The sequence below is a fragment of the Lancefieldella parvula DSM 20469 genome, assembly GCF_000024225.1.
In the GTDB taxonomy this organism is placed as follows: Bacteria; Actinomycetota; Coriobacteriia; order Coriobacteriales; family Atopobiaceae; genus Lancefieldella; species Lancefieldella parvula.
The window spans coordinates 270421-295227 of record NC_013203.1; the positions used below are offsets into that span (position 1 = coordinate 270421).

General features: G+C 44.0%; 20 protein-coding genes. 18 read left to right on the forward strand and 2 right to left on the reverse strand.

Translation table 11 applies throughout. The features are described 5' to 3' along the window. The first annotated feature begins 189 nt into the window (after positions 1-189). Positions 190-1653, forward strand: coding sequence for a uracil-xanthine permease family protein (locus APAR_RS01230; protein WP_012808324.1), 1464 nt, complete (start codon positions 190-192; stop codon positions 1651-1653). Between the two features lie 103 nt (positions 1654-1756). Here APAR_RS01230 and APAR_RS01235 read toward each other — a convergent pair whose 3' ends face one another. Next, a complete protein-coding gene (locus APAR_RS01235) occupies positions 1757-2404 on the reverse strand; it encodes a helix-turn-helix transcriptional regulator (protein WP_012808325.1) in 648 nt (215 codons plus the stop codon). Positions 2405-2755: 351 nt separating this feature from the next. On the opposite strand from APAR_RS01235, the gene ssnA reads away from it, so the two are divergent. From ssnA to APAR_RS01290, 11 genes are all read left to right on the forward strand, one after another. Beyond that, a complete protein-coding gene (gene ssnA / locus APAR_RS01240) occupies positions 2756-4111 on the forward strand; it encodes a putative aminohydrolase SsnA (RefSeq protein WP_012808326.1) in 1356 nt (451 codons plus the stop codon). Between the two features lie 127 nt (positions 4112-4238). Next, complete coding sequence (gene ygfK, locus APAR_RS01245; RefSeq protein WP_012808327.1) at positions 4239-7232, forward strand: putative selenate reductase subunit YgfK; 2994 nt, start codon at positions 4239-4241, stop codon at positions 7230-7232. Between the two features lie 179 nt (positions 7233-7411). Next, the gene (xdh, locus tag APAR_RS01250) at positions 7412-10183 is read left to right on the forward strand and encodes a selenium-dependent xanthine dehydrogenase (protein WP_012808328.1); all 2772 of its coding nucleotides are present in this window, start codon (positions 7412-7414) and stop codon (positions 10181-10183) included. A 199-nt stretch (positions 10184-10382) separates the two neighbouring features. Further along, complete coding sequence (dpaL, locus tag APAR_RS01255) at positions 10383-11609, forward strand: diaminopropionate ammonia-lyase (RefSeq protein WP_012808329.1); 1227 nt, start codon at positions 10383-10385, stop codon at positions 11607-11609. A 234-nt stretch (positions 11610-11843) separates the two neighbouring features. Next, positions 11844-13226, forward strand: coding sequence for a YgeY family selenium metabolism-linked hydrolase (locus APAR_RS01260; protein WP_012808330.1), 1383 nt, complete (start codon positions 11844-11846; stop codon positions 13224-13226). A gap of 51 nt (positions 13227-13277) precedes the next feature. Then, a complete protein-coding gene (gene ygeW / locus APAR_RS01265; protein ID WP_012808331.1) occupies positions 13278-14480 on the forward strand; it encodes a knotted carbamoyltransferase YgeW in 1203 nt (400 codons plus the stop codon). 137 nt (positions 14481-14617) lie between these two features. Then, positions 14618-15559, forward strand: coding sequence for a carbamate kinase (gene arcC / locus APAR_RS01270; protein ID WP_012808332.1), 942 nt, complete (start codon positions 14618-14620; stop codon positions 15557-15559). A 67-nt stretch (positions 15560-15626) separates the two neighbouring features. After that, complete coding sequence (locus tag APAR_RS01275) at positions 15627-16277, forward strand: nucleotidyltransferase family protein (RefSeq protein ID WP_012808333.1); 651 nt, start codon at positions 15627-15629, stop codon at positions 16275-16277. Beyond that, the gene (gene hydA, locus APAR_RS01280; protein ID WP_012808334.1) at positions 16277-17632 is read left to right on the forward strand and encodes a dihydropyrimidinase; all 1356 of its coding nucleotides are present in this window, start codon (positions 16277-16279) and stop codon (positions 17630-17632) included. Before APAR_RS01275 ends, hydA begins: the two co-directional genes overlap by 1 nt. A 92-nt stretch (positions 17633-17724) precedes the next feature. Continuing rightward, positions 17725-18105: a RidA family protein gene (locus APAR_RS01285; RefSeq protein ID WP_012808335.1), complete on the forward strand. Its 381-nt coding sequence runs from the start codon at positions 17725-17727 to the stop codon at positions 18103-18105. A 213-nt stretch (positions 18106-18318) separates the two neighbouring features. Continuing rightward, a complete protein-coding gene (locus tag APAR_RS01290) occupies positions 18319-18951 on the forward strand; it encodes a hypothetical protein (protein ID WP_012808336.1) in 633 nt (210 codons plus the stop codon). On the opposite strand, the gene yqeC is transcribed toward APAR_RS01290, so the two are convergent. Next, on the reverse strand, positions 18917-19621 hold the full coding sequence (yqeC, locus tag APAR_RS01295) for a selenium cofactor biosynthesis protein YqeC (protein ID WP_012808337.1): 705 nt from the start codon (positions 19619-19621) through the stop codon (positions 18917-18919). The two genes, APAR_RS01290 and yqeC, sit on opposite strands and share 35 nt — an antisense overlap. A gap of 99 nt (positions 19622-19720) precedes the next feature. Here yqeC and yedF point away from each other — a divergent pair, with 99 nt between their 5' ends. The 6 genes from yedF to APAR_RS01325 are packed head-to-tail and all read left to right on the forward strand — an operon-like array spanning position 19721 to position 24750. Beyond that, complete coding sequence (gene yedF / locus APAR_RS01300; RefSeq protein ID WP_012808338.1) at positions 19721-20332, forward strand: sulfurtransferase-like selenium metabolism protein YedF; 612 nt, start codon at positions 19721-19723, stop codon at positions 20330-20332. A gap of 10 nt (positions 20333-20342) precedes the next feature. After that, complete coding sequence (locus tag APAR_RS01305; RefSeq protein ID WP_012808339.1) at positions 20343-21521, forward strand: aminotransferase class V-fold PLP-dependent enzyme; 1179 nt, start codon at positions 20343-20345, stop codon at positions 21519-21521. 1 nt (position 21522) lies between these two features. After that, the gene (locus tag APAR_RS01310) at positions 21523-21777 is read left to right on the forward strand and encodes a putative Se/S carrier protein (RefSeq protein WP_041654041.1); all 255 of its coding nucleotides are present in this window, start codon (positions 21523-21525) and stop codon (positions 21775-21777) included. 39 nt (positions 21778-21816) lie between these two features. Then, positions 21817-22623, forward strand: coding sequence for a selenium-dependent molybdenum cofactor biosynthesis protein YqeB (gene yqeB / locus APAR_RS01315; protein WP_012808340.1), 807 nt, complete (start codon positions 21817-21819; stop codon positions 22621-22623). A gap of 2 nt (positions 22624-22625) precedes the next feature. After that, entirely contained in the window at positions 22626-23684 is a 1059-nt protein-coding gene (selD, locus tag APAR_RS01320; RefSeq protein WP_012808341.1) for a selenide, water dikinase SelD, read from the forward strand. Positions 23685-23736: 52 nt separating this feature from the next. Next, positions 23737-24750 carry an XdhC family protein gene (locus APAR_RS01325; protein ID WP_012808342.1) on the forward strand — a complete coding sequence of 338 codons (1014 nt, stop codon included), beginning with the start codon at positions 23737-23739 and terminating at the stop codon, positions 24748-24750. Positions 24751-24807 lie beyond the last annotated feature (57 nt).

Here is a 24807-nt window from a genome sequence, read left to right on the forward strand (position 1 = left end):
TCTCTCAAATTAACCGATTACCGAAAAAGGGTTGCTACTTGTATAAAAAAGATTACTCTATCTATGTCTAAATAATAGTTAGGTTACAAAACTTTTCATTAGATTTTGTAGTAGCGATGTTTGTTTAAGTAGGTTGTGGTGTGTAGGTTGGCCACAGAATATAAAGAACCACAAGTGAGAGAGGGCACTATGGCGGATTCAAAGAAATCCATTTTGTTTCAATGGGATGGGGTACCGTCTGTTGGCGAGCTTATTCCACTTTCATTACAGCATGTAGTTGCAGCTGTAGTGGGCATCATTACACCTGCAATTATTATTGCGGGTGTTTGCAACCTTGCGCCAGCGGATAAAACACTGCTTATTCAAGTTTCGTTAGTAATGTCTGGATTAGTTACTATTTTGCAGGCATATCCACTCTTCGGCAAGTTTGGTGCAGGGTTACCGATAATTATGGGCACAAGTTTTGCCTACGTACCTACCTTGCAAGCTATTGGCGCCGCTAATGGAATTGGGGCCATTCTTGGAGCTGAACTTATCGGTGGTATCGTTGCTGTTTTGTTTGGTTTCTTCTTTAAGAAGATTCGTGTGTTATTCCCTAATGTTGTAACAGGTACCGTAGTACTTTGCATTGGTCTTTCTCTATATAGCGTTGCTATTGGATATATGGCCGGTGGTAAGAGCTCAGCAAACTTTGGTGCTCCTCAAAACTGGATTGTTGCTCTTATTACTCTTGCTGCATGTATTTACTTCAGTAATTTTGCTAAAGGTGTTTTCAAGCTCGGATCTTTACTTTTTGGCATGCTCGTAGGTTATGTTGTTTCCATTCCTTTTGGCATGATTAACTACGAGTCTGTAGTCAATGCTTCTTGGGTTGAGCTTCCTCACTTTATGCCTTTTGCTCTTGAATTTGTTCCAGCAACAATTGCTTCGGTAACTATTGTCTTTATTGTTGCTGCACTTGAGGCTGTTGGTAACATGACTGGTGCAACGGTAGGCGGTATGGATCGTGAACCCACCGATACAGAGCTTACTGGTGGTCTTGTTTCTCAGGGTGTTATGACTATGGTTGGTGCTTTCTTTGGAGCATTCCCAACTTCAACATATGGTCAAAATGTTGGTATCGTGACACAAACTCGTGTTATTAATCGTCGTGTTTTTGCGGTTGCAGGTGCAATCCTTTTGGTAGCCGGTTTGGCTCCAAAGTTAGCGGCAATTCTTTCAGGCATTCCTCAGCCTGTTATTGGCGGAGCTACTATTAACGTATTCGGTACTATTTCAATGACTGGTATTCGTATTCTTTCTAAAGATGGTCTTACTCCTCGTAGAGCAACTATCGCAGGTTTGTCTCTTGCGTTAGGTATGGGTATTACCATGACGTCTAACTCTCTTGCAGGTCCTGGAATGCCTGCGTTTATTAATGAGGTATTTGGACATTCTGCTATTGTTGTTGCAGCGCTTTCTGCCATTATTCTTAATCTTGTTCTTCCTAAGGGTGGACCTGATAAGGAAGTTGTTGAAGCGGTTGAGGGAGCTGCAGAAGTACAGGAAGAAGCAGTTGGAGCATTGTATAAATCAGCTGCGACAGGTGTACCTGCAGTTGAGCATAAGCCAGGTTCTGTTAAGGCGTATAAAACAGGCTATAAGTCTGAGTAGTGAGGATTTACCTTAGTTTCTCGCCTTCGTTTTAAAGATTACCTCCCATTTCTTAGATAATAGGAAATGGGAGGTTTTATTGTTGGCGATATGTTACCTACAACTATGAATTTTGATTCTTTGCCTCGTCAAGATAGCTATAAAGAGTGTACTTTGAAATGCCAAAATAGGAACAGACTTTTTGACCTGATTTGGTAATAAGAAATGCTCCAGAATCATTAAGAAAACGGATTGCTTTGATTTTGTCATCTTTTGTCATAAGAGCAACGGGGCGCCCAACCATGTGTACGCTTTGATCAATAAGCTCATCGAGAAGATCGGTTACGTTATGTGGAATGGTCTGCGGAGTTTCTTCAGATGAATTACTGGGAGTAATGAGACCACGTAAGGATTCTTCCATTGCAGAGAAAAGTGCAATGTCGTAGTTAATAGCAAAAATTGCGATTGGTTTGTGTTTCTCGTCACGTAGGTAAATAGTTGTTGATTTGAGTATCTTGCCGTCTTCTGTTTTGGTGAGATAAGAGGGAGAGTCATGAAGCTTTTCTGGATTTGAATGGAGTGCTTTGAGTACTACGTTTGAAGGGCCATCTCCGATACTTCTTCCTGTTATATGACCATTCTCAATAGCAACTATGGTATGAGCGGGATCTTTACTCTGAAGATCATGAACAACAACCTCACAGTTTGAGCCAAATTGTAGAGCAATACCCTGTGCAAGACGTTTTAAAAAGTCAATTTGCTGCATGTCCATAGTGATGTACTCCAACTACGCAGATTAGTTTCAAAGATATTTTAAACAGTTCTATCCTAACAGGTTTTGTTTATGCAGAAATAGAACACTGTGTATATGTATTGATTAATGTGGCAAGAAACCGTTTACGCCAAGATTTGACCGTACACCGATAAGTTAGTTACTTTGACAAAATTTATGAGAATATAAACCAAATAAAAAATTAGAATATAAAACAAATTGTTTGTTTTGGTTTTTGCACAAAAGGGAAGTCGGGCTCTCTTTAATATATGTCCGAACGGGGTGTCGGAGAGGGCACATCCGTCATTTTATACGCCGTAGCTGATCTGCGGCACGTGGCAAGGAGTTCCTATGCTGCTTATTGTGAACGGTCGTGTTATTACGCGCGACGAAGCTCATCCGTACATTGAAGATGGTGCCGTAGCAATTGAAGGTCAGAAGATTGTTGCCGTTGATACGCGTGCGAAACTTGAAGCCGCCTATCCCGATGCAGAAAAGCTTGACGCGCATGGCGGCGTCATTATGCCAGGTCTTATCAACTGCCATACTCATATCTATTCTGGCTTGGCACGTGGTCTTGCTATCAAAGACTGTAACCCTCACAACTTCCTTGAAAATCTTGAGCAGCAGTGGTGGAACATCGACCGTCATTTGACGCTTGATGGAACTCGCGCTTGCGCTTACGCAACTATCCTTGATTCACTGCGAGATGGTGTTACTACTATCTTTGACCACCATGCAAGTTTCTGCGAGATTCCTGATTCACTTTTTGCTATCAAAGACGTCGCAAAAGAGCTTGGTATTCGTGCTTGCCTTTGCTATGAGACATCTGATCGTGATGGAGAGGCCAAGCGTGATGAGTCTATCGCTGAAAATGCTGCCTTTGCTAAATGGGCTGCAGATGAAGATGACGATATGATTGCTGCTATGTTTGGTGGACACGCCCTCTTCACACTTTCCGATGAGACGCTTGATAAGATGGTTGAGGCCAACAACGGTCTTACTGGTTTCCATATTCACGTTTGCGAGGGCATGGATGATGTGTATGATTCCGCCCTTAATCACGGAACCACTGCGGTACATCGCCTGCTTGATCATGGTCTTTTGGGCGAGAAAACCATGCTTGGTCACTGCATCCACGTGACTCCTGCTGATATGGACATTCTTGCTCATACTCATACCAGTATTGTCAACAATCCTGAGTCCAATATGGGTAATGCTGTTGGGTGTGCACCGGTGCTTGAGTTCTTCAAGCGCGGTATTGACGTATGCATGGGCACCGATGCATATACGCACGATATGCTTGAATCGCTTAAGGTCTTTTTACCTATGCAGCGTCATAACGCTTGCATGCCAAATGTTGGTTGGGTTGAAGCTATGACCATGCTCTTCAAGAACAATGTCAAGATGGCCGAGAAGTACTTCTCAACAAAGTCCAACGGCAAGCCTTTGGGTAAGCTCGCACCTGGTGCTGCTGCTGACATTGCAATCTTTGATTACAAGCCATTCACGCCGTTCTCTGACGAGAACATCGACGGTCACATGCTTTTTGGTTTTGAGGGCAAGAACTGCCGTACTACTATTGTCAACGGTAAGGTTCTCTATAAGGACCGCGAATTTGTTGCGTTTGATGAGGACAAGATTAATGCTTGGACTATGGTTGAGGCCAAGAAGCTTTGGGGAGAGCTCAACGGCCGCCAGTATTAAGTCGGTATGACGAGAAGAACTTTGAAAGTTCTTCTCGTCTTGCGCATATGCGCAAATAGGGCGTCGCCCGCGGACGCCATAAGTGCGGGGACTATAACTCACATTGGTTAAAAGGAGAGGAACCAAAATGAGCGACATTATGCGTCCCATGAAATTCGACCATCTGATGAATTGGATTTTAGATGAGTACGAAAATCAGAAGACTATCTTTGGAATTCATGCATTTGCCAAGACAGCTGGAGCTGCTCGTCCTATTTTTAACGAGAAAATTGAGACCCCATTTGGTCCTGCAGCGGGCCCCAATACACAGCTTGCACAGAATATCGTAGCATCATATGTTACTGGTGCTCGTTTCTTTGAGCTTAAAACAGTTCAGAAAATGGATGGAGAAGAGCTTTCAGCTTGCGTTAATAAGCCTTGTATTTTGGCATCCGATGAGGGATACAACTGCGAGTGGTCTACGGAGTTAACCGTACCTCAGGCATTTGATGAGTATGTCAAGGCATGGGTTATCTGCCATATTCTTTCTCGAGAGCTTGGCCTGGGAGATGCTGACGGTTTTGTCTTTAATATGTCCGTTGGATATGACCTTGAAGGAATTAAAACTCCTAAGGTAGATAAATATATAAATGACATGAAGGATGCCTCTGAGACTCCTGTATTTAAGGAGGCAATTGCATGGGCAAAAGCTAACATTAATCGCTTCCACAATGTTGACGAGGCATTTATTGATTCCATTCCTTCTCGTATTTCAGATTCTATTACAGAGTCAACTCTGCATGGTTGTCCTCCAGATGAGATTGAGCGAATTGCTTCCTATCTCATTACCGAGAAGCACCTCAATACCTTTATTAAGTGCAATCCAACACTTTTGGGATATGAGTATGCACGTAAAACGCTGGATTCTTTAGGATTTGACTACATTGCCTTTGATGATCATCACTTCCTAGAAGATTTGCAGTGGGCTGATGCAGTTCCTATGCTTGAGCGTCTTATGAAACTGTGTGCAGAAAAGGGTGTTGAGTTTGGTGTCAAACTTACCAATACCTTCCCAGTAGATGTTACTCGTGGCGAGTTGCCAAGCGAAGAAATGTATATGTCTGGTCGTTCTCTTTGGACCTTGTCACTTTCACTTGCTAAGCGTCTTTCTGAGCAGTTTGATGGTAAGCTTCGTATTTCGTACTCTGGCGGCGCAGACTATAACAACATTAAAGATCTTGTTGATACAGGTATTTGGCCTGTTACTATGGCAACTACCATTTTGAAGCCTGGCGGCTATGAGCGCATGACGCAGATTGCTGGACTCTTTGCAGATGAAAATACGGAAGCATTTTCTGGCGTTGATGTGGCAAAGGTATCTGCCTTGCTTGAAAGTTCGCTCAAAAATGCACGTTATCACAAAGAGATTAAGCCACAACCTGATCGTCACGTACGCGGGGCGCTTCCGCTGACTGACTGCTTTATTGCGCCATGTCGTGATTCTTGTCCAATTCATCAGGACATTCCAGGATATCTTAAGGCAGTAGATGAAGGCCGTTATGCTGACGCCTTACACATCATTCTTGAGCGCAATGCCCTTCCTTTTATTACCGGTACTATTTGTCCTCATACCTGCACAAATTCCTGCATGCGTAATTACGTTGATGAGCATGTTCATATTCGTAGCTGCAAACTTACCGCCGCAGAGAACGGCCTTATGGAAGTCCTTCCAACACTTGCCTCTCGTGGTGTGGTTAAGGATAAGAAGGTTGCTATTATTGGCGGTGGTCCCGCTGGTCTTTCGGCGGCATCTTTCTTATCACGCGCAGGTATTGAAGTAGTTGTCTTTGAGCGTACTAATAAACTGGGCGGTATTGTTCGTCACGTTATTCCTGGTTTCCGTATTTCTGAGGAAGCTATCGATAACGATGTCAAGCTGTGCCAGGCATATGGTGCAACCTTTAAGACAGGCGTTGAGGTTACAGATGTAAATACTCTGCTTTCTGAGGGCTATACCGACGTTGTAGTAGCAATTGGTGCATGGGCTCCTGGTCGTAAGACCTTGAAGTCCGGCGAGGCTCTGGATGCTCTTGAGTTCCTCGAGGAGTTTAAGCGTGCACCTGAGTCCGTTAACCTTGGCACTGACGTAGTTGTTATCGGTGCCGGTAATACTGCTATGGATGTGGCTCGTGCAGCAAAGCGTGTTGCTGGTGTACAAAATGTACGTCTGGTATATCGTCGTACCAAGCGCTATATGCCTGCTGATGAGGAAGAGCTCCAGATGGCCATTGATGATGGCGTGGAGTTCATGGAGCTTCTCGCCCCAGGAGATTTGTCCAATAATCATCTTACCTGTGAGGTAATGAAACTTGGCGCTCCTGATGAGTCTGGTCGTCGTCGTCCCGAGGGTACGGGCGAGTTTGTGACGGTTCCTGCAACCGCTGTTATTACAGCAGTTGGTGAGCAGATTGAGTCTAATCTTTATACCACCTCTGGAATTGCCCTTGACGAGAAGGGCCGTCCAGTTGTGGACAATAATCTTCAGACTTCTCTTGCGCACGTCTATGCAGTTGGTGATGGACGTCGTGGTCCAGCAACTGTTGTCAAGGGTATTGCAGACGCTATGACCGTAGCCGTTGCCATTGCAGATTTCAATTTCTCAAGCAAGGAACTTTCCAACCTTGAGGAAGACGTTGCTAAGATTTTTGGTAAGCGTGGACAGCTTTGCGGTGATACTGATGCGTGCGAGCAGTCACGTTGTCTTTCTTGTCCTTCGGTATGTGAAGCATGCGTTGAGGTATGTCCGAACCGTGCTAATGTTGCTATTAAGGTTCCTGGTGTTCAACAGCAGCAGATTATTCACGTTGATGGTATGTGTAATGAGTGCGGTAACTGTGCCGTGTTCTGCCCATACTCTGAAGGTCGTCCTTATAAAGATAAGTTCACTGCATTTTGGAGTCGTGAAGACTTTGACAACTCTGAGAATGAAGGCTTCCTTCCAACTGCAGACGGTTTCTTAGTACGTCTTGATGGCAGCACAGCAATTTATAACGTTGACGATGAAGCTTGTGGTCTTCCAGAAAATATCCGCAAGATGATTGTCACGGTAAGAGATTCTTATAGGTATCTTTTAAATGCATAGCTATGTGACGGTTGGTAAAAGTTTTACCAACCGTCTACGCTAAAAAGAGAGAGGGGAGCAATCTAAAGCTATAGATTAAAGCGATAAAAATTATTGATTTGTAATGCATGACAAAAATGTTCAGTTAGCGGGTTTGGGGTACGACACACAACATTCTCCCAGACACGTAAGGAGTGAAAATGGCCGAAGAAGTAGAAGAGTATACCTTTACGGTAAACGGAGAAACAATTACTACTACAAAAAATAAATCGTTGCTTCGTTTTCTTCGAGATGATTTACATCTTTTATCGGTAAAAGATGGTTGTTCACAAGGCGCTTGTGGAACTTGTACGGTTGTTATTGATGGTGTTGCCACGCGTGGCTGCATTATGAACACTAAGCGTGCACAGGGAAAAGTAATTGAAACTGTAGAAGGCCTTTCTCATGAGGAGCAAGAGGCTTTTGTGTACGCTTTTGGTGCAGTTGGAGCTGTTCAGTGTGGTTTTTGTATCCCTGGCATGGTAATGAGTGGCGCAGCTTTAATCCGTCGAAACCCTAATCCAACTGAAGCAGAAGTTAAAGAAGCAATTAAAAATAATATTTGTCGATGCACTGGATATAAGAAAATTATTGAAGGTATCTTAAAAGCCGCACGTATTCTTCGTGGAGAAGAGCAAATTGATCCAGACCTAGAGCGTGGCGATAATTACGGTGTTGGTTCAAAAGCATTCCGTGTTGATGTTCGTGCAAAGGTACTTGGATATGGTAAATATCCTGACGATGTTACCAATGTTGATTTCCCAGATATGGCGTATGGCTCGTGTGTACGTTCCAAGTATCCTCGTGCACGTGTGGTAAAAATTGATACAACAGAGGCAGAGGCTCTACCAGGTGTTGTTGGAGTCTTAAAAGCTGAAGACGTACCTGTAAATAAAGTTGGTCACATTCAGCAGGATTGGGATGTATTTATCCCTGAGGGTTCAAATACACGTTATTTGGGCGATGCACTTTGCATGGTAGTCGCAGAGGATGAAGAGACTCTTGAGGCTGCAAAAAAACTGGTAAAAGTTGAGTATGAAGAGCTTCCTATTGTGCGTAATATTGAAGAGGCTGCTGCTGAAGGTGCTCCTCTTGTACATACAGAAGCAGAAAGTAATCTTTGCCAGAGCCGTCATATTACACGCGGTAATGTTCAGGATGCACTTAAAAATTCTGCTCACATTATCACTAAGCATTTCTCGACACCTTTTACTGAGCATGCATTCCTTGAGCCTGAGTGTGCTGTTGCATTCCCCTATAAAGACGGTGTAAAGATTCTTTCTACCGATCAAGGCGCCTACGACACTCGTAAAGAAGTTGCCCACATGTTTGGATGGGATGAAACTCCTGATAAGGTAGTTGTAGAAACCATGCTGGTAGGCGGCGGATTTGGTGGAAAAGAGGATGTAACTGTCCAGCATATTTCTGCATTGGCTGCTTACATTTTTAAGCGTACGGTTAAGTGTAAATTTACTCGTAACGAGTCGCTTATCTTCCATCCAAAACGTCATGCTATGGAGGCAGATTTTACACTTGGCTGCGATGCTGAAGGTCACCTTACTGCTCTTGATTGCGATATTTATTTTGATACAGGAGCATATGCGTCACTTTGCGGACCAGTTCTTGAACGTGCTTGTACACACGCTGTTGGTCCGTATAAGTATCAAAATACTGATATCCGTGGTTATGGATACTATACTGATAATCCACCTGCTGGTGCATTCCGTGGCTTTGGAGTTTGCCAAACTGAGTTTGCTCTTGAGGAGCTCATGGATCTTCTCGCCGAGAAGGTCGGTATAAGTCCTTGGGAGATGCGCTGGAGAAATGCAGTTGCTCCTGGAGATGTACTTCCTAATGGTCAGATCTGTGATCAGTCAACGGCACTTAAAGAAACACTTCTTGCAGTTAAAGATGTATATGAAGCCCATAAGGGACGTGCTGGTCTTGCCTGCGCTATGAAAAACTCTGGTGTTGGCGTTGGTCTGCCTGACGCAGGTCGTGCAAACATTCGTATTGAAGACGGCAAGGTTGTTGTCTACTCTGCTACTTCAGATATTGGTCAGGGTTGCAATACAGTCTTTTTGCAGGATGTTGCTGAAGCAATTGGCCTTCCAAAGTCAGTTATCGTTAACGGTGAGTGCTCTACAGAAAATGCACCTGATTCAGGTACTACTTCTGGCTCTCGTCAAACGGTTGTTACCGGAGAGGCTGTTCGTGGCGTGGCGTTTTTGCTGCGTGATGCGCTTTTGGATATTGAAGCCGGCAAGGAAGTATCGTCTGAGCCTGTTGAGGCACACGGTGATGGAAAGACTATTGTGTACTCTGATGGTCGTCCTTACGAGGGTCTTGGATACGCAGATGGTAAAGCATTGGTTGCAGGTGCAGGTATTCATCCAAAGGATCCAGTTGCAGGCTTGAAGAAGCTTGAAGGTCATGAGTTCCGTTATGTTTACTTTGAGCCAACTGACAAGCTTGGCGCCGATAAGCCTAATCCAAAGAGCCACATTTGTTATGCCTTTGCCACAACGTGCGTGGTTTTAGACGATGAGGGCAAGGTTACTGATGTATATGCCGCGCATGATTCCGGCAAGGTCATTAACCCTATTGCAATCCAAGGTCAAATTGAGGGAGGCGTGTTGATGTCGCTTGGCTATGCCACAACAGAAAACTACAAGCTTCAGGATTGTGTGCCAAAGTCAAAGTTTGCTACTCTAGGCCTCTTCCATGCTCCTGATATTCCTCATATTGAGGCAATTTATGTCGAGAAGGAGCATTTACTCCCTGTTGCTTACGGAGGAAAAGGCATTGGTGAGATTTCAACAATCCCAACTGCTCCTGCAGTAGCAAATGCATACTATGCCTATGATCATGTGATGCGTACTAAGCTTCCTATGGAAGATACGTATTACACTAAATCTAAGGCCAAGAAGTAAGGATAGTATGTATTCCTTATGTTAAAGAACAACTGTCAGTAGCAATAAGCTGCTGGCAGTTGTTTTGCTTTTATAGGTAGGTATAAAGTTGGAAAACTTTTTGTTAGGTTTACTAACTTTTAGTCTGATTTAGCAGAAAAGTGGTCTACTATTAAAGATACGTTAGTAAACAAGAACACGTGGAAAAGGGGTCTACAACATGCAGCCAGAAATGAAGTGGGTACTTAATAAGATGCCTCAGAGTGAAGACAGAAATCTTCAGGTCATGTCACTTGAAAATGTTAAGAAGGCTCGCGCATTTCATAAAAGCTTTCCTCAATATGCCGTGACACCTTTGGCAAATCTTGAGGGTATGGCCTCTAATTTAGGTCTTGGTGGATTATACGTAAAAGATGAGTCGTATCGCTTTGGACTTAACGCATTTAAAGTCCTGGGTGGTTCATTTGCTATGGCTCGCTATATTGCTGATGAAACAGGAAAAGATGTTTCTGATTGCGACTTTGAGTATCTGACTTCAGAGCAATTGCAGAAAGACTTTGGACAGGCAACTTTCTTTACTGCAACCGATGGTAACCATGGCCGCGGTGTGGCATGGGCAGCAAATCGTCTTGGTCAAAAAGCTGTTGTTCATATGCCTAAAGGCTCTACAAAAACTCGTTTTGACAATATTGCAAAAGAGGGCGCACAAGTAACCATTGAAGAGCTCAATTACGATGACTGTGTTCGTCTCGCAGCAAAAGAAGCAGAAGAGACTGAGCATGCAGTAATCGTACAGGACACTGCTTGGGATGGTTATGAGAAGATTCCATCTTGGATTATGCAGGGTTACGGTACTATGGCCTATGAGGCAGCAGAACAGCTACGTGAGCTTGAGGTAAACCGTCCAACACATGTATTTATACAAGCAGGCGTTGGATCTTTGGCATCTGCCATGGTAGGCTACTTTACTAATTTATTCCCTTCAAATCCTCCTAAGTTTGTCATTATGGAAGCAGGAGCTGCAGATTGTCTGTATAAGGGAGCACTTGCAGCAGATGGCGAGCCTCGTATTGTTGGTGGAGATTTGATTACTATTATGGCTGGTCTTGCCTGTGGTGAGCCAAATACCATTGGTTGGGATATTTTACGCAATCATGCGACAGCCTTTATTTCTTGTCCTGATTGGGTTTCGGCAAAGGGCATGCGCATGCTCGCTGCTCCTGTTAAGGGAGACCCTTCTGTTGTTTCCGGTGAGTCTGGCGCTGTTGGTATGGGTGTGATTTCTACTCTTATGACAGACCCTGCATACAAAGAGCTTCGTGATGCGCTTGATCTTACAACAGATTCAAAGGTTCTTTTGTTCTCTACAGAAGGAGATACTGATCCTGTGCGTTATGAAGAGATTGTATGGGACGGTGCATGGCAGTCAACAGATGACGTCAAGTAAAAAAGAGAATTAGTAACAATAAACCGCTTGCCGAGAAAATAAAAAAGTAAGCGTTTACTGCTTGCAATGTCTTCTACAAGTGATTTAATAGATAGTACCAAACAAAAAGTTTGGTAAGCAAAAAAATGGTTTGTATTACGAGGGTACTGGTACAGTTTAGGATTTTATTCTCAACTGTTTGTAAGGTTACAAAAGGATAAAGACGTCCAGTTTTATCCTAATAAAGGAGGATGTATGAAAGACTTGGATTACGGCGCAATTAAGGATGCAGCAAACAAGTATTCAAAAGATATGACCGCGTTTCTGCGCGCAATGATTTCACACCCTAGTGAGTCCTCAGAAGAGGGCGAGGTTGTCGCATGCATTAAAGCTGAGATGGAGAAGCTTGGCTTTGATGAGGTAAAAGTTGACGGCCTTGGCAACGTTATGGGCTTTATGGGCACTGGCGATAAAATCATCGCAATCGACGGTCACATTGATACCGTTGGTATTGGTAATCGTGACAACTGGGATTTTGATCCTTATGAGGGCTTTGAGGACGATCAGCTCATTGGTGGTCGTGGTGGCTCTGACCAGGAAGGCGGCGTCTGCTCAGGCGTATATGCTGCAAAGATTATGAAGGATATGAACCTTATTCCTGAGGGCTACAAGGTTATGGTTGTTGGTACTGTCCAGGAAGAGGACTGCGACGGTATGTGCTGGCAGTACATCTACAATGTTGACAAGATTAAGCCAGAGTTTGTAATCTCAACCGAGCCTACTGATGGTGGTATTTATCGCGGTCACCGTGGCCGTATGGAGATCCGTGTTGACGTCAAGGGCGTTTCTTGCCACGGTTCAGCTCCTGAGCGTGGTGACAACGCAATTTATAAGATGGCTGACATCATTAATGACGTTCGTGCACTTAACAATAATGGTGCTGATGAATCCACTGCTATTCGCGGCCTTGTTAAGATGCTTGATCCTAAGTACAACCCTGATCACTATGAGGATGCTCGCTTCCTCGGCCGTGGTACCTGCACCGTTTCTCAGATTTACTTCACAAGCCCTTCTCGCTGCGCTGTTGCAGACTCTTGTGCAATTTCCATTGACCGTCGTATGACCGCTGGTGAGACCTATAAGAGCTGCCTCAAAGAGATTGAGGAGCTTCCTTCCGTCAAAAAGTATGGCGACGACGTCAAGGTCTCCATGTACATGTATGACCGTCCTTCTTGGACTGGCGAGGTTTATGAGACTGAGTCTTACTTCCCAACATGGATCAACAAAGAGTCCGCTCCACACGTTAAGGCACTTGTTGATGCTCACAAGGCACTCTTTGGTGATAAGCGCATTGGTTGCGAGAAGTCCATGGCAACTCGTGAAGGTCGTCCTCTATGCGATAAGTGGACCTTCTCTACAAATTGCGTTTCTATCCAGGGTCGTTATGGTATTCCTTGCGTTGGCTTTGGACCAGGTGCTGAGTCTCAGGCACATGCTCCAAATGAGATTACCTTCAAGCAGGATCTTCCTACTTGTGCAGCACTGTATGTTGCAGCTCTCAACCTGTATGACGCTTCTGCAGTAACTGATGATGCAACTGAATTCCGTGCAAGTCTTACCGATAACAACATTAAGTAAATGGTTTTGGCAATTAGTATATAAGTGGTTATTTAAACGAGAGGATGTACCATGGCAACTACCATTCAGCCGTATCTTGACAAGCTTGCAAAACTTGATTTCTCCAAGATGTATAACGAGGATTTCCTTTTGACATGGGAGAAGTCAACCGATGAGCTTCAGGCTCTCTATGCAGTAGCAGATGCTCTACGTAACTTACGTGAGCGTAACATTTCTACACGTCTTTTTGAGTCTGGTCTTGCTGTCTCACTTTTCCGTGATAACTCAACTCGTACTCGTTTTTCCTTTGCATCTGGCTCTAACCTTCTTGGTCTTCAGTTGATGGATCTTGATGAGGGTAAGTCTCAGATTGCTCACGGTGAGACCGTCCGTGAGACTGCAACTATGATTTCATTCATGGCTGATGTCATTGGTATTCGTGACGATAAGTTCATTGGTAAGGGCGACGCTTATATGCGTGAGGTTTCTGCTTCTGTTAAGCAGGCTTTTGAGGATGGCGTTTTAGATCATCGTCCAACACTGGTATCTCTTCAGTCTGATATGGATCACCCAACTCAGTCTACTGCTGACATCCTCTATCTTATCAATGAGTTTGGTGGCCTTGAGAATCTCCGCGGTAAGAAAGTTGCTGTTACTTGGGCTTATTCTCCTTCATATGGTAAGCCTTTATCTTGCCCACAGTCTCTTATTACTCTGCTTCCTCGTTTTGGCATGGATGTCACATTAGCTCATCCTGAGGGATACGATCTCATGCCTGAGCTTGTTGATGTTGCTGGTAAGTTTGCAGCTGAGTCTGGAGCAACCTTTAAGAAGACTTACAACATGGCAGAGGCTTTTGAGGGTGCTGACATTGTCATTCCTAAGAGCTGGGCACCTTATGCTGCTATGGAGAAGCGTACTAATCTCTATGCTGCAGGCGATGACGCTGGAATCGACGCTCTGGAGAAAGAGCTTCTTGCTCAGAATGCTACTCATAAGGATTGGTGCTGCACAACTGATCTTATGGCAAAGACTGCTCATGGTATGGATACCATCTATATGCATCCACTGCCTGCAGACATTAATGGTGTATCTTGTGAGCACGGTGAAGTTGAAAATGAGGTCTTTGATTATCACCGCGATGGTCTCTATAAAGAGGCTTCTTATAAGCCATATGCTATTGCAGCAATGATTTTCTTGCAGAAGGCAAAAGATCCAATTGCAACGCTTAAAGCTCTTGAGCAGGGAGATACTCCTCGCTGGTTCCAGGCATAAGTAGTATTTATATACATTGGGTCTGCGTGGAGACAAGCTCTCATGCAGACCCTTTTTTGTTTTTAACAAGTTTAGTAAAGAGTAAGAGAACCTGTTAAAAATGTTCAAGATCGTAATGTAAGCCCTGGGAGGGGACTATGGGAAAGCGTATTGTAATTGCTTTGGGTGGTAATGCCCTTGGCAAAAATTTACCTGAGCAGATGATTGCAGTAAAGCATACTGCTAAGGCAATTGTTGATTTAATTGAGCAAGGTAATGAAGTTATTATCGCCCACGGTAATGGCCCACAAGTTGGCATGATCCAAGAGGCTATGACCCAGCTTAATCGCTCTGATCCAGAGAAATATATTCCTTGCCCACTTTCTGTATGTGTTGCCATGAGCCAGGGATATATTGGCTACGATCTTCAGAATGCGCTTCGTGAAGAGATGCTTAACCGCGGCATTAAGAAAAATGCAGCTACGGTTCTTACTCAAGTTGAAGTTGATAAGAATGATCCAGCATTTAAGAATCCTACTAAGCCCATTGGTTCTTTTATGACAGAAGAAGAAGCCAAAAAGATGGTAGCTGAGCGTGGATATAACATTGTTGAGGACGCTGGTCGAGGATACCGTCGTGTAGTTGCATCTCCTCAGCCTGTTGCTATTGTTGAGCTTGATACCATTCGTTCACTTATTGAGACGGGCAATGTCGTTATTGCTTGTGGTGGTGGCGGTATTCCAGTATTTATTACTGAAGGCAATCATCTTAAGGGTGCTGCAGCTGTTATTGATAAGGATTTTGCAGCAGCTCGTCTTGCAGAGCAGGTTAATGCGGATGCACTCATTATTTTAACGGCTGTCGAGAAGGTCGCTATTCATTTTGGTACCCCTGAACAGGAAGACCTCTCTGAGCTTACACCTGAGAGTGCACAAGCTTATATTGAAGCCGGAGAATTTGCTCCTGGCTCTATGTTACCTAAGGTACAGGCTGCTTTGCAGTTTGCACAGTCTGGCGAAGGACGTACATCACTTATTACTTTGCTGGATAAGGCTGCTGATGGAATTGCTGGAAAAACCGGTACTGTGATACGCGGATAGTAGCTGTCTGTAATACTCTATGGGTATTACTTACTGTAATTTAAGAACTAAGGAAGGAGGTCATGCTATGTCACACATTGGGTGTATAGTCATGGCCTCCGGTGCTTCTACTCGCTTTGGATCCAATAAGCTTATGGCATCGTTTATGGGCAAGCCACTGATTCAACATGTTATAGAAACGGCTCAAACAGCAGGACTAGAGCCTATAGTGGTAACAATTGACAATCCGTTTCATGAACCTATTCTTGTACTGTGTAATAAGCTCAAGGTTCGCGCTGTAACACACTCAGGTACCCTTCAAAGTGACACAGTACGTCGAGCAATGCTTGAGGTACAAAAAGATGGTCTTGGTGAGAACTCATGGGATGGCGCCATGTTTTTACAGGGAGATCAACCGTGTGTACGTGCAGATAGTTTATGTGCTCTTATAGCTAGTTTTGAAGAACATCCAAAAGTGGTTTCTCGCTTATCTTGGCATGGAGTACCAGGTAGCCCCATAGTTTTTCCAAGCGTATTGTTTGATATGTTGTGCAGAGTACAAGGCGATAAGGGCGGTTCTGGAGTATTTTTATTATGTCCTGAGTACCAAGCTTCCGCTGTACTTGTAGAGGCACAATGCGAACAAGAACTTTTAGATGTAGATACTCCGTCTGATTTGAATTACTTACATTCGGTATCTATAAGCGGTTTGACGACCGAGAGATTGGGAGTTGACTGATGAATGTATTAAAGAATGGTTTTCTTGTATTGCCTGAAGGCGTCTTCTGTGGAGACTTAGTGCTCGATGGTACAAAAATCATCCAGGTGGGAGGTACGTACGAGGCACGTATAGATGACAACGTTATCGATGTTACGGGTAAATACGTATTCCCTGGTTTTATTGACGCTCATACGCATATGCAATGCTGGACAGGCATGGACTGGACAGCAGATAGCTTTGAGACGGGAACCCGTGCTGCTGCTTGCGGCGGTACCACCACTATTGTGGATTATGCCACACAAGACAAAGGCATGACGCTACCCGAAGCGCTTGATGAGTGGCATAAACGTGCAGATGGTACCTGTACTGCTAACTATGCATTTCATATGGCCATTGCTGATTGGAATGAACAAACTAAAGCAGATATGCAGGCTATGCGCGATGCAGGCGTTATGTCATTTAAGACCTATTTTGCCTACGATCATCTGCGTTTAGATGACGCTCAGACGCTTGAGGTACTTGAATATATCCGTGATATTGACGGTGTCCTGTGCGTTCACTGCGAGAATGGCACGCTTGTGAATGAGCTACAAAGACGTATGCTCGCAGCTGGTATTACTGGTCCTGAGGGTCATCCTATGAGTCGTCCTGCAGCTTGTGAAGCAGAGGCTATTTCTCGTCTGTGTTATCTTGCGGAGCTTGCCGATGCTCGTATCAACATTGTTCACCTGTCCAGCGCTCTTGGTCTTGAGGCGGTTCGTGCGGCTAAGGCACGCGGCAAGGTAAAGATGGATGTTGAGACCTGTCCTCAGTATCTGTTGCTGGATGATTCCCGCTATCTTGAGAGTGACTTTGAGGGTGCCAAGTACGTTATGAGTCCACCTTTGCGCAAGCCGCACGATATTGAGGTATTGCGTCGGGCCGTATGTGACGGCGAGATTGATACCATTGCTACCGATCACTGCAGTTTCAATCTTCACGGTCAAAAAGATCGCGGCATCGACGATTTCACTCACATTCCCAATGGCGGTCCTGGTGTAGAACATCGACCCGGTCTTATCATGACCTCGTTTGAGAATCGCTTGGGCGTCCAAGACTTTGCTCGTCTCATGAGTGAGGGACCCGCTCGTGTCTTTGGTATGTATCCGCGCAAGGGTGTCCTGCGTGTTGGCTCCGATGCTGACGTGACGGTATGGGATCCAAGTGTGACGTGGACCATCAGCGAGAAGAACCAGCATCAAAACGTTGACTATACGCCATATGAGGGCTTTGAGGTCCACGGACGTCCGGCGTATGTTTTTGTCAACGGAGAGCTGGCAGTGGTTGATGGTGAGCCAACCGGCGTGAAGCCAGGCGCATACGTCAAACGGTAAAGTAAGGGTAATATTCAAAGGCTCTTTAAATAGTCTTTGATTGGTTTTGCTGTTTGTGAAAACAAACACAAATAGGAAAGAAGGAGAATAATATGTCAAAGAAAGCTATCGTTACTGATAAGGCTCCAGCTGCAGTAGGTCCTTACTCTGCTGCTGTTTCTGCAAACGGTTCCATTAACGTGTCTGGTCAGCTTCCTGTTGATCCTGCAACTGGTGAATTTGCAGGTGAGGATATTAAGTCTCAGACCCGTCAGAGTCTAACTAACATTAAAAATATCCTCGAGGCAGCGGGTGCTTCCATGGCTGACGTTGTTGAGACTACGGTTTTGCTTTCCGATATCAATGAGTTTGGTGCAATGAACGAGGTTTATGCTGAGTTCTTTGCAGATCCTTATCCAGCACGTGCGGCATTCCAGGTGGTTGCACTTCCAAAGGGTGCAAAGGTTGAGATTAAGGCCGTTGCTCGTATCTAGTGTTTATTAAAATTTAGTAGGTTAAGATTTTTAGGGCGGATTCAAACGAGAAAATCCGCCCTAAATTTATTTTTTATACAGGTAATGCGCTCTGTTCTTAGAAGTCTTTCGATTGCACAGGAAACGTTATTTGCTGTGTGTTGATAGATAAAACCTATGTGTGTGAAAATAGTATCTATGAAGTTTGACTGATGGGAATAAAGGAGACAGACGTTGAGTGTCCGTGAAAATGACGCTGAAGTACCAGAAAATACTGACGTACAAAAAGCGATGGACTCGCTTGACCATGATTTCCTGACAGGCGAGACGTTAGACATTGGAGATAACGTCACGCATCAACTTCAACAAGAGCAAGCTACTCTACCGCGTCCTGCTGTAAAATCAGCAGATCCTATACAGGATACGCAAGGGGTTACAACAGACGTATCTGACAAGACTGCTAATAATCAGCTATTTATTGTTGCGATAGTAGCAATTTTTTCACTTGTGGTATGCGTAGCACTTTTAGTGTTTCATCCGTGGACATCAAACCAACCAGCACAGTCTGCACAACCTGTTCAGACTGAGACTGTCAAAAAAGAACCTGTGAAAGTAGAAGTTCCTCTCGCTAGTAAAGATGTCTCCGAGTATGACTATGAGGAAGCTCAAAAGAAGTTTGAGCATGCCGGCTTCACGAACGTTACGGTTCAAAAAGACGAAGACCTTAAAATTGGTCTCATCAATCATGAAAATCAGGTTAAAGAAATTACTATCGACGGTGATAAAAAGTTTTCAGTGGGCGAGAAGTACGATGAAAACGTTCCAGTAGTTATTACTTATCACGCATTTCCACAAAAGTCGAATTAAAAAGTGAACCTGCAATAACAGGTGTGTTGTCGCCCTGCAGACGAAGCTCCTGTGTAAAGTCTCTTGCCAGAGTGAGGTCTTTCTCGTTGTCAGTTTGATTGACAAGAATAACGTTTGCCTTTACAGCCCCTGAAGCGTGTTCTGCTGCAATAACAGTGGCAATACGAGTTGGCGTGACAATATCATCGGGCAAACAACTTGCCCATTTGCAGAAAATTTCACTGCGATGAACGGCTTGATGGATAGGTAGTCCAAAGCCAGAAAGCCCTATAACTTGGACAGTGCGCTGGGTACCTTCCGGAATGACGGGCTCATGTGATGCGTGAGCTTTGAGAGGTAACCGCTTAGATCCGTCTGCTTCCACAAATACGTAGTCAGCAACGGGTGCCAGTTCTTGAGCAGAAAGTACAGAGGAACCTAATTTGTGCTTCTCGCTAGAAAAGCTACCAACGCAAATGACACGATGTGTTATTAGAGCATCTGACACCTCAGTAAGCGTGGGATTTTCTAAAAGAAGTATGTTTGGAAATGGCAGAATATGCGTTGACGTAGTTAAAATAACCGTTCCCCGAACTTCCTGAGAAAGTTTTGTGAGCAGGGAAGTCTTGCCACCGCTTCCAATTACTGAAGTAATACCAGGTAATATTCCAAGCAACTCATAACAATTCATTTGTTTGCCTAACTAAATTATTTTTTTAAGCGATATACTTATTTTAGTGTAAAGATATTTGCTTTACACCTAGATAGTGTGAAGTTAAGAGGGGGATAAATGAAGATTGATGCTCGAAATTTAACGTGTCCAAAGCCAGTTATTTTAACGCTTGAGGCTCTCCCTAAGCTTTCTTCTGGAGAAAAACTTGATGTCGTTATTAACGATAATGTTGCTTTTGGAAATCTTACCCGCCTTGCTGATGAGAAGAACTGTGATTTGACTTCTGTAAAGAATGGTTCAGATACAACAATGACTTTTAGCCCTCGTAATAAAGTTGAAGCTAGTGATTCAGCAGTTGTTGAGGCTTCTCAGTTTTGTGATATCCCAGATCGTTCTGCAACCGTTGTTGCGGTTGATGCTGAGTATATGGGTCGCGGTAATGATGAGCTCGGTCATATTTTAATGAAGGGTCTTATCTACGCTCTTGCACATCAGGATACGGTTCCTGAAACTATGTTGTTTTACAACGGTGGTGCTCATCTGACCTGTGAAGGTTCAGAGTCACTCGAAGATATAAAGGAGCTTGAGTCTCGTGGTACCAAGATTTTAACGTGTGGTACCTGCCTTGATTTCTATGGCATTAAAGACAAACTTGCAGTAGGTGATGTCACCAATCTATATGCAATTGCAGAGATTATTTCACAACAGCCGGGCGTGATGGTGCTCTAAGGCGTCTTGCATGATATATCTCAACTGTGCTGCAACGTCATATAAGCGTCCTCAATGTGTTGTAGATGCTGTTTCACGCGCCCTTTGCTCATTTGGAAGTACGGGAAGGGGTGCAGCGTCTGCCGAGCTTGATGCTGCTCGCGCTGTTATGGTTGCACGAGAACGTATCGCTTTGTTGTTAGGTTTTTCACATCCAGAGCGTGTCGTGTTTACCGCAAACGCAACAGATGCCCTAAACAAGGCAATTCTCGGCATTGTTAAGCCCGGAGATCATGTAGTTGCAACAGATTGGGATCACAATTCTGTTTTGCGCCCTCTGAATCGTCTTCAAAAGAAACGCAATGTAAAGGTTGATTATGTTCCTGCTAATTTGCAGGGCTGCCTTGATTGGGATGTTCTTGAACGATTAGTTTCTCCTGGTACAAAGTTAGTGGTAGTAACACATGCATCTAATCTTACAGGTAATGTATGTGATCTTGAACGTGTGGTTACTGTTGCTCACGCTGTAGGTGCACTTGTGCTTGTTGATGCTTCACAAACCGCAGGGTCAATACCCATTAATTTTGATGATTTAGGTGTTGATGTACTTGCGTTTACTGGTCATAAGGCACTTATGGGTCCTCAGGGGACAGGTGGCCTTTTGGTTGCTCCACATGTTGCGATAGAAGCAGTTATTCAAGGAGGAACGGGCGTACTTTCTTTTGAAGAGGAAATGCCTCAAGTATATCCAGAACATCTTGAGGCAGGAACGCTTAATAGTCACGGTATTGCCGGTCTTTCTGCTGCAGTAGATTTTGTATCAACACAAGGAGTATGTGCTGTTCACCGTCATGATTTAGCATTGGTTAGACAGTTTGTAGCTGAGGCTCGTCAGGTGCCTGGGATAGAGTTATATGGATGTTTTCCTGATAACATTTCTGAACTGAATGGGGAGAGTTCGCAAAAAGATCACGCACCCATTGTGACACTTAATTTAGATGGGTGGACTTCTTCAGAACTTGCAAGAGTTTTAAGTGTTGAGTATGACATTTCAGTTCGTGCAGGAGCTCATTGTGCTCCTCGTATGCACAGAGCATTAGGAACGCAAGATACGGGGTCGGTCCGTTTCTCATTTGGATTTTATACGACAGAGGATGAGATACATAAGGCAACCACGGCCCTTAATGAGCTAGCAAAATCGGTGATGTAGTGTGGCAGAACAAAGTCACTCTTTCCATAAACGTTTCTCTCAGATAGTTGTTGCGTTTGATTCAACGCATGAGGCACTTACCTGTGAGCAAATGTGTAAGGAGCAAGATATCTCTGGGCGGCTTATTCCGACTCCGGTAGAAATTAAAGCAGACTGTGGCCTTGCGTGGGCAATGCTACCCGCAGAAAAAGAAGCGTTTGAAATAAAAATTGCAGGAAGTCTTAAGGCAGCGGGAATATATGAGCTTGATTTGTAATATAAAAATATGGCAGTGTAGGTTAAGTGGGGAGAAAAAATGCTGGTAGTCATACGAGGAGCAGGTGATCTTGCCTCAGGCATTGCTCTGAGATTATATCGAGCTGGCTTGAGTATTGTGATGCTGGATGTAGAGGTCCCTACAGCAGTTCGTCGCACAGTAGCATTTTCAGAAGCTATTCGTCTTGGAAAGAAAAAAGTGGAAAATGTGACGGCAGTACGAGCTAAAGACGCAGAAGATGCATTGCGCATTGTTAACGAGAAAAACATCGCTGTTCTCATTGATCCTCAAGGAACAAATATTGCAAAATTGCATCCTGAGGTACTTGTAGACGCTATTCTCGCTAAGAAAAATATAGGCACCACAAAAGATATGGCACCCTTAGTGATTGGTGTTGGACCAGGTTTTACTTCAGGTGAAACCTCCACTGCAGATTGTCATGCGGTCATAGAGACAAAACGTGGTCATTATTTAGGTCGCGTTATTTACGACGGATCGGCTATTCCAAATACGGGCGTTCCAGGAAATATTGGTGGCTTTACAAAGGAGCGTGTATTAAGAGCTCCTCAAGATGGAATTTTTGAGCCCGTTGCCAAGATTGGCGATTTGGTTTCTAAAGGAGACATTGTAGCTACTGTTTCTGGAATGCCTGTTAAAGCAACTATTAATGGAGTACTTCGTGGTCTTTTGCAAGAGGGAGTCCCTGTTTTTAAAGGCATGAAATCAGGGGATATTGATCCTCGTTGTGCTCCGGGACATTGTTTTTCTGCATCTGATAAAGCTCGAGCTGTTGGCGGTGGTGTTCTTGAAGCGCTTTGTCACTTTACTGAAAGACTGGTTGGATAAACATGAGTAATGACGTAAAACTCACAAAACTTGCTGATTGTGCTGGTTGTGGTGCTAAGGTTGGTGCCGGTGAGTTGGCAAAGCTTCTTTCAGATATTAAAGTTCATGAGGATCCTAATTTATTAGTTGGTTTTGATAAAGCGGATGATGCAGCTGTTTACAAAGTGACTGATGAAATAGCGCTTGTCGAAACAATCGATTTCTTTCCTCCAATTGCTGATGACCCATATACGTATGGCGCTATTGCGGCTACCAATGCTTTATCGGATGTATATGCTATGGGTGGAGAGCCAAAGGTTGCTCTTAATGTTATGGCTGTACCCGAAGACATGTCCTCGCATGTAGTGTATGAGATTTTACGTGGTGGTTACGATAAAGTATATGAGGCTGGTGCCAATATTGTTGGCGGTCATAGCATCTATGACAATGAACCAAAATATGGTCTTGCTGTTTCAGGGTTTGTTAATCCAAAAAAGATGTATACCAATTCTGGTGCACGTGCAGATGACGTTTTAATTCTTACAAAGGCTCTTGGTGTAGGTGTTCTGACAACGGCTGCTAAAGCAGATATGCTCTCTATAGAAGAGATGAGTGTTGCTGAGGCGTCTATGATGACTCTTAATCGGTACGCTCGAGACATTATGGTGAACTATGACGTGCATGCTGTTACGGATGTAACGGGATTTTCACTTATGGGACATTTGCTTGAAATGTGTCAGGGTTCGGGGCTTTTGGCAAAGATTACCGTAAATAATATAAAATTTTTATCTACGAGAGTATTTGAATTAGCACGTTTAGGAATTTTACCAGCTGGTATGTATCGTAATCGTCACTATGCAGAGAAGTACGTGCAAGCAGAAGGGGTTTCTCGTGAGATGAGTGACGTGCTCTTCTGTCCTGAAACTTCTGGTGGATTATTGATAAGCGTAGCCCATGATGATGCTCAGCATTTACTTGCGGCTCTTCAAGCAAATGAACATACTGCTAATTCTTGTGTTGTGGGATATATGGAAAAGCAAGACATAAGAAATAAGGATGCAACTTATATTGTGCTTCAGTAAGTATATATATCATGCGTATTGGTATATGTGCAGATAAGGATAGGTGTTTTTAATGGCAGATTTACAAGGAACCTTGTGCGATGAGCATTTTGTGCGTCGTCTGCTAAGTGAACTTGAAGCCGGTCGCAGCTTTGTGCTTTCAACAATTTTTGCTACTAAGGGGTCCATGCCGCGCCATGCAGGGGCACGTATGGTGCATTTTGAAGATGGCAGTTTCTTAGGAACAATCGGAGGCGGTTCTGTAGAACTTATTGCACAGGAACGCTCAAAAGGATTCTTTACAGGAGAAGAAAACAATCAAATCGAGTGGATGACGCGAGAAAAAACAGGTATGGCCTGTGGCGGCGACGCACTTGTTGGTATTCGTAAGGTTACTCCTGATCAAAAGGATTTTTTTGCAAAAGATTTAATGAATCTTATTGATGCAAAAAAGCCTTTTGTGGTTATAGAAAATTGGTCAGATCCTAGTCATGTTCTTGTTGAAGCAAAAGCAGTTGATATGTTTCCTCAAGATGATATTCGCGTTTGTTCCGATGTTCCCATATGGGATGAAGAGGCGGCAACCTATTCTGAACCTTTAGGGCCGGAGCCTGTTGCTTACATCTTTGGCGGCGGCCATGTAGGTCGTGCCCTGACTCCTGTACTTGCAAGTGTAGGTTTTAGAGTGATTGTGCTTGATGACCGCGAGGGAGTTGCGCAGAAGAAAGATTTTCCTTCAGCAGAAGCGGTTTATCATAATGACTTTTCTGATATATCCACAGATGTCACTGTCACGCGTCGCGATTATGCGATAGTTACTACTCATGGCCATGCCTTTGATATTAAGGTGTTGCAACAACTGTATAGCTATAAACCTGCGTATGTAGGTTGTATTGGTAGCAAGAGAAAAGCGGCGTTTGCCAAACATACGCTGGTGGAACGCGGTGTTTCTAAAGGGTGGACTCAAACAATCCATTCGCCAATTGGTGATGACATTAAAGCAATTACACCGTCTGAAATTGCTATTTCTATTGCGGCGGAGATAATCCGTTGTCGTGCAAATTTCCGTCCAGAAAAACTTCATTAGGGGTATATCGGCATACATCGTTGCTCACGTATATGTATGCCGTTAGTTGAGCGTGTA

What these genes read in the sequence shown, in the direction of transcription:
- hydA (WP_012808334.1), top strand. Translation starts at nt 16,277, where the DNA reads ATGAATGTATTAAAGAATGGTTTTCTTGTATTGCCTGAAGGCGTCTTC.
- ssnA (WP_012808326.1), top strand. Translation starts at nt 2,756, where the DNA reads ATGCTGCTTATTGTGAACGGTCGTGTTATTACGCGCGACGAAGCTCAT.
- ygfK (WP_012808327.1), top strand. Translation starts at nt 4,239, where the DNA reads ATGAGCGACATTATGCGTCCCATGAAATTCGACCATCTGATGAATTGG.
- ygeW (WP_012808331.1), top strand. Translation starts at nt 13,278, where the DNA reads ATGGCAACTACCATTCAGCCGTATCTTGACAAGCTTGCAAAACTTGAT.
- yqeB (WP_012808340.1), top strand. Translation starts at nt 21,817, where the DNA reads ATGCTGGTAGTCATACGAGGAGCAGGTGATCTTGCCTCAGGCATTGCT.
- APAR_RS01260 (WP_012808330.1), top strand. Translation starts at nt 11,844, where the DNA reads ATGAAAGACTTGGATTACGGCGCAATTAAGGATGCAGCAAACAAGTAT.
- yedF (WP_012808338.1), top strand. Translation starts at nt 19,721, where the DNA reads ATGAAGATTGATGCTCGAAATTTAACGTGTCCAAAGCCAGTTATTTTA.
- selD (WP_012808341.1), top strand. Translation starts at nt 22,626, where the DNA reads ATGAGTAATGACGTAAAACTCACAAAACTTGCTGATTGTGCTGGTTGT.
- arcC (WP_012808332.1), top strand. Translation starts at nt 14,618, where the DNA reads ATGGGAAAGCGTATTGTAATTGCTTTGGGTGGTAATGCCCTTGGCAAA.
- APAR_RS01325 (WP_012808342.1), top strand. Translation starts at nt 23,737, where the DNA reads ATGGCAGATTTACAAGGAACCTTGTGCGATGAGCATTTTGTGCGTCGT.
- APAR_RS01275 (WP_012808333.1), top strand. Translation starts at nt 15,627, where the DNA reads ATGTCACACATTGGGTGTATAGTCATGGCCTCCGGTGCTTCTACTCGC.
- APAR_RS01305 (WP_012808339.1), top strand. Translation starts at nt 20,343, where the DNA reads ATGATATATCTCAACTGTGCTGCAACGTCATATAAGCGTCCTCAATGT.
- yqeC (WP_012808337.1), bottom strand. Translation starts at nt 19,621, where the DNA reads ATGAATTGTTATGAGTTGCTTGGAATATTACCTGGTATTACTTCAGTA.
- APAR_RS01285 (WP_012808335.1), top strand. Translation starts at nt 17,725, where the DNA reads ATGTCAAAGAAAGCTATCGTTACTGATAAGGCTCCAGCTGCAGTAGGT.
- dpaL (WP_012808329.1), top strand. Translation starts at nt 10,383, where the DNA reads ATGCAGCCAGAAATGAAGTGGGTACTTAATAAGATGCCTCAGAGTGAA.
- APAR_RS01230 (WP_012808324.1), top strand. Translation starts at nt 190, where the DNA reads ATGGCGGATTCAAAGAAATCCATTTTGTTTCAATGGGATGGGGTACCG.
- APAR_RS01235 (WP_012808325.1), bottom strand. Translation starts at nt 2,404, where the DNA reads ATGGACATGCAGCAAATTGACTTTTTAAAACGTCTTGCACAGGGTATT.
- xdh (WP_012808328.1), top strand. Translation starts at nt 7,412, where the DNA reads ATGGCCGAAGAAGTAGAAGAGTATACCTTTACGGTAAACGGAGAAACA.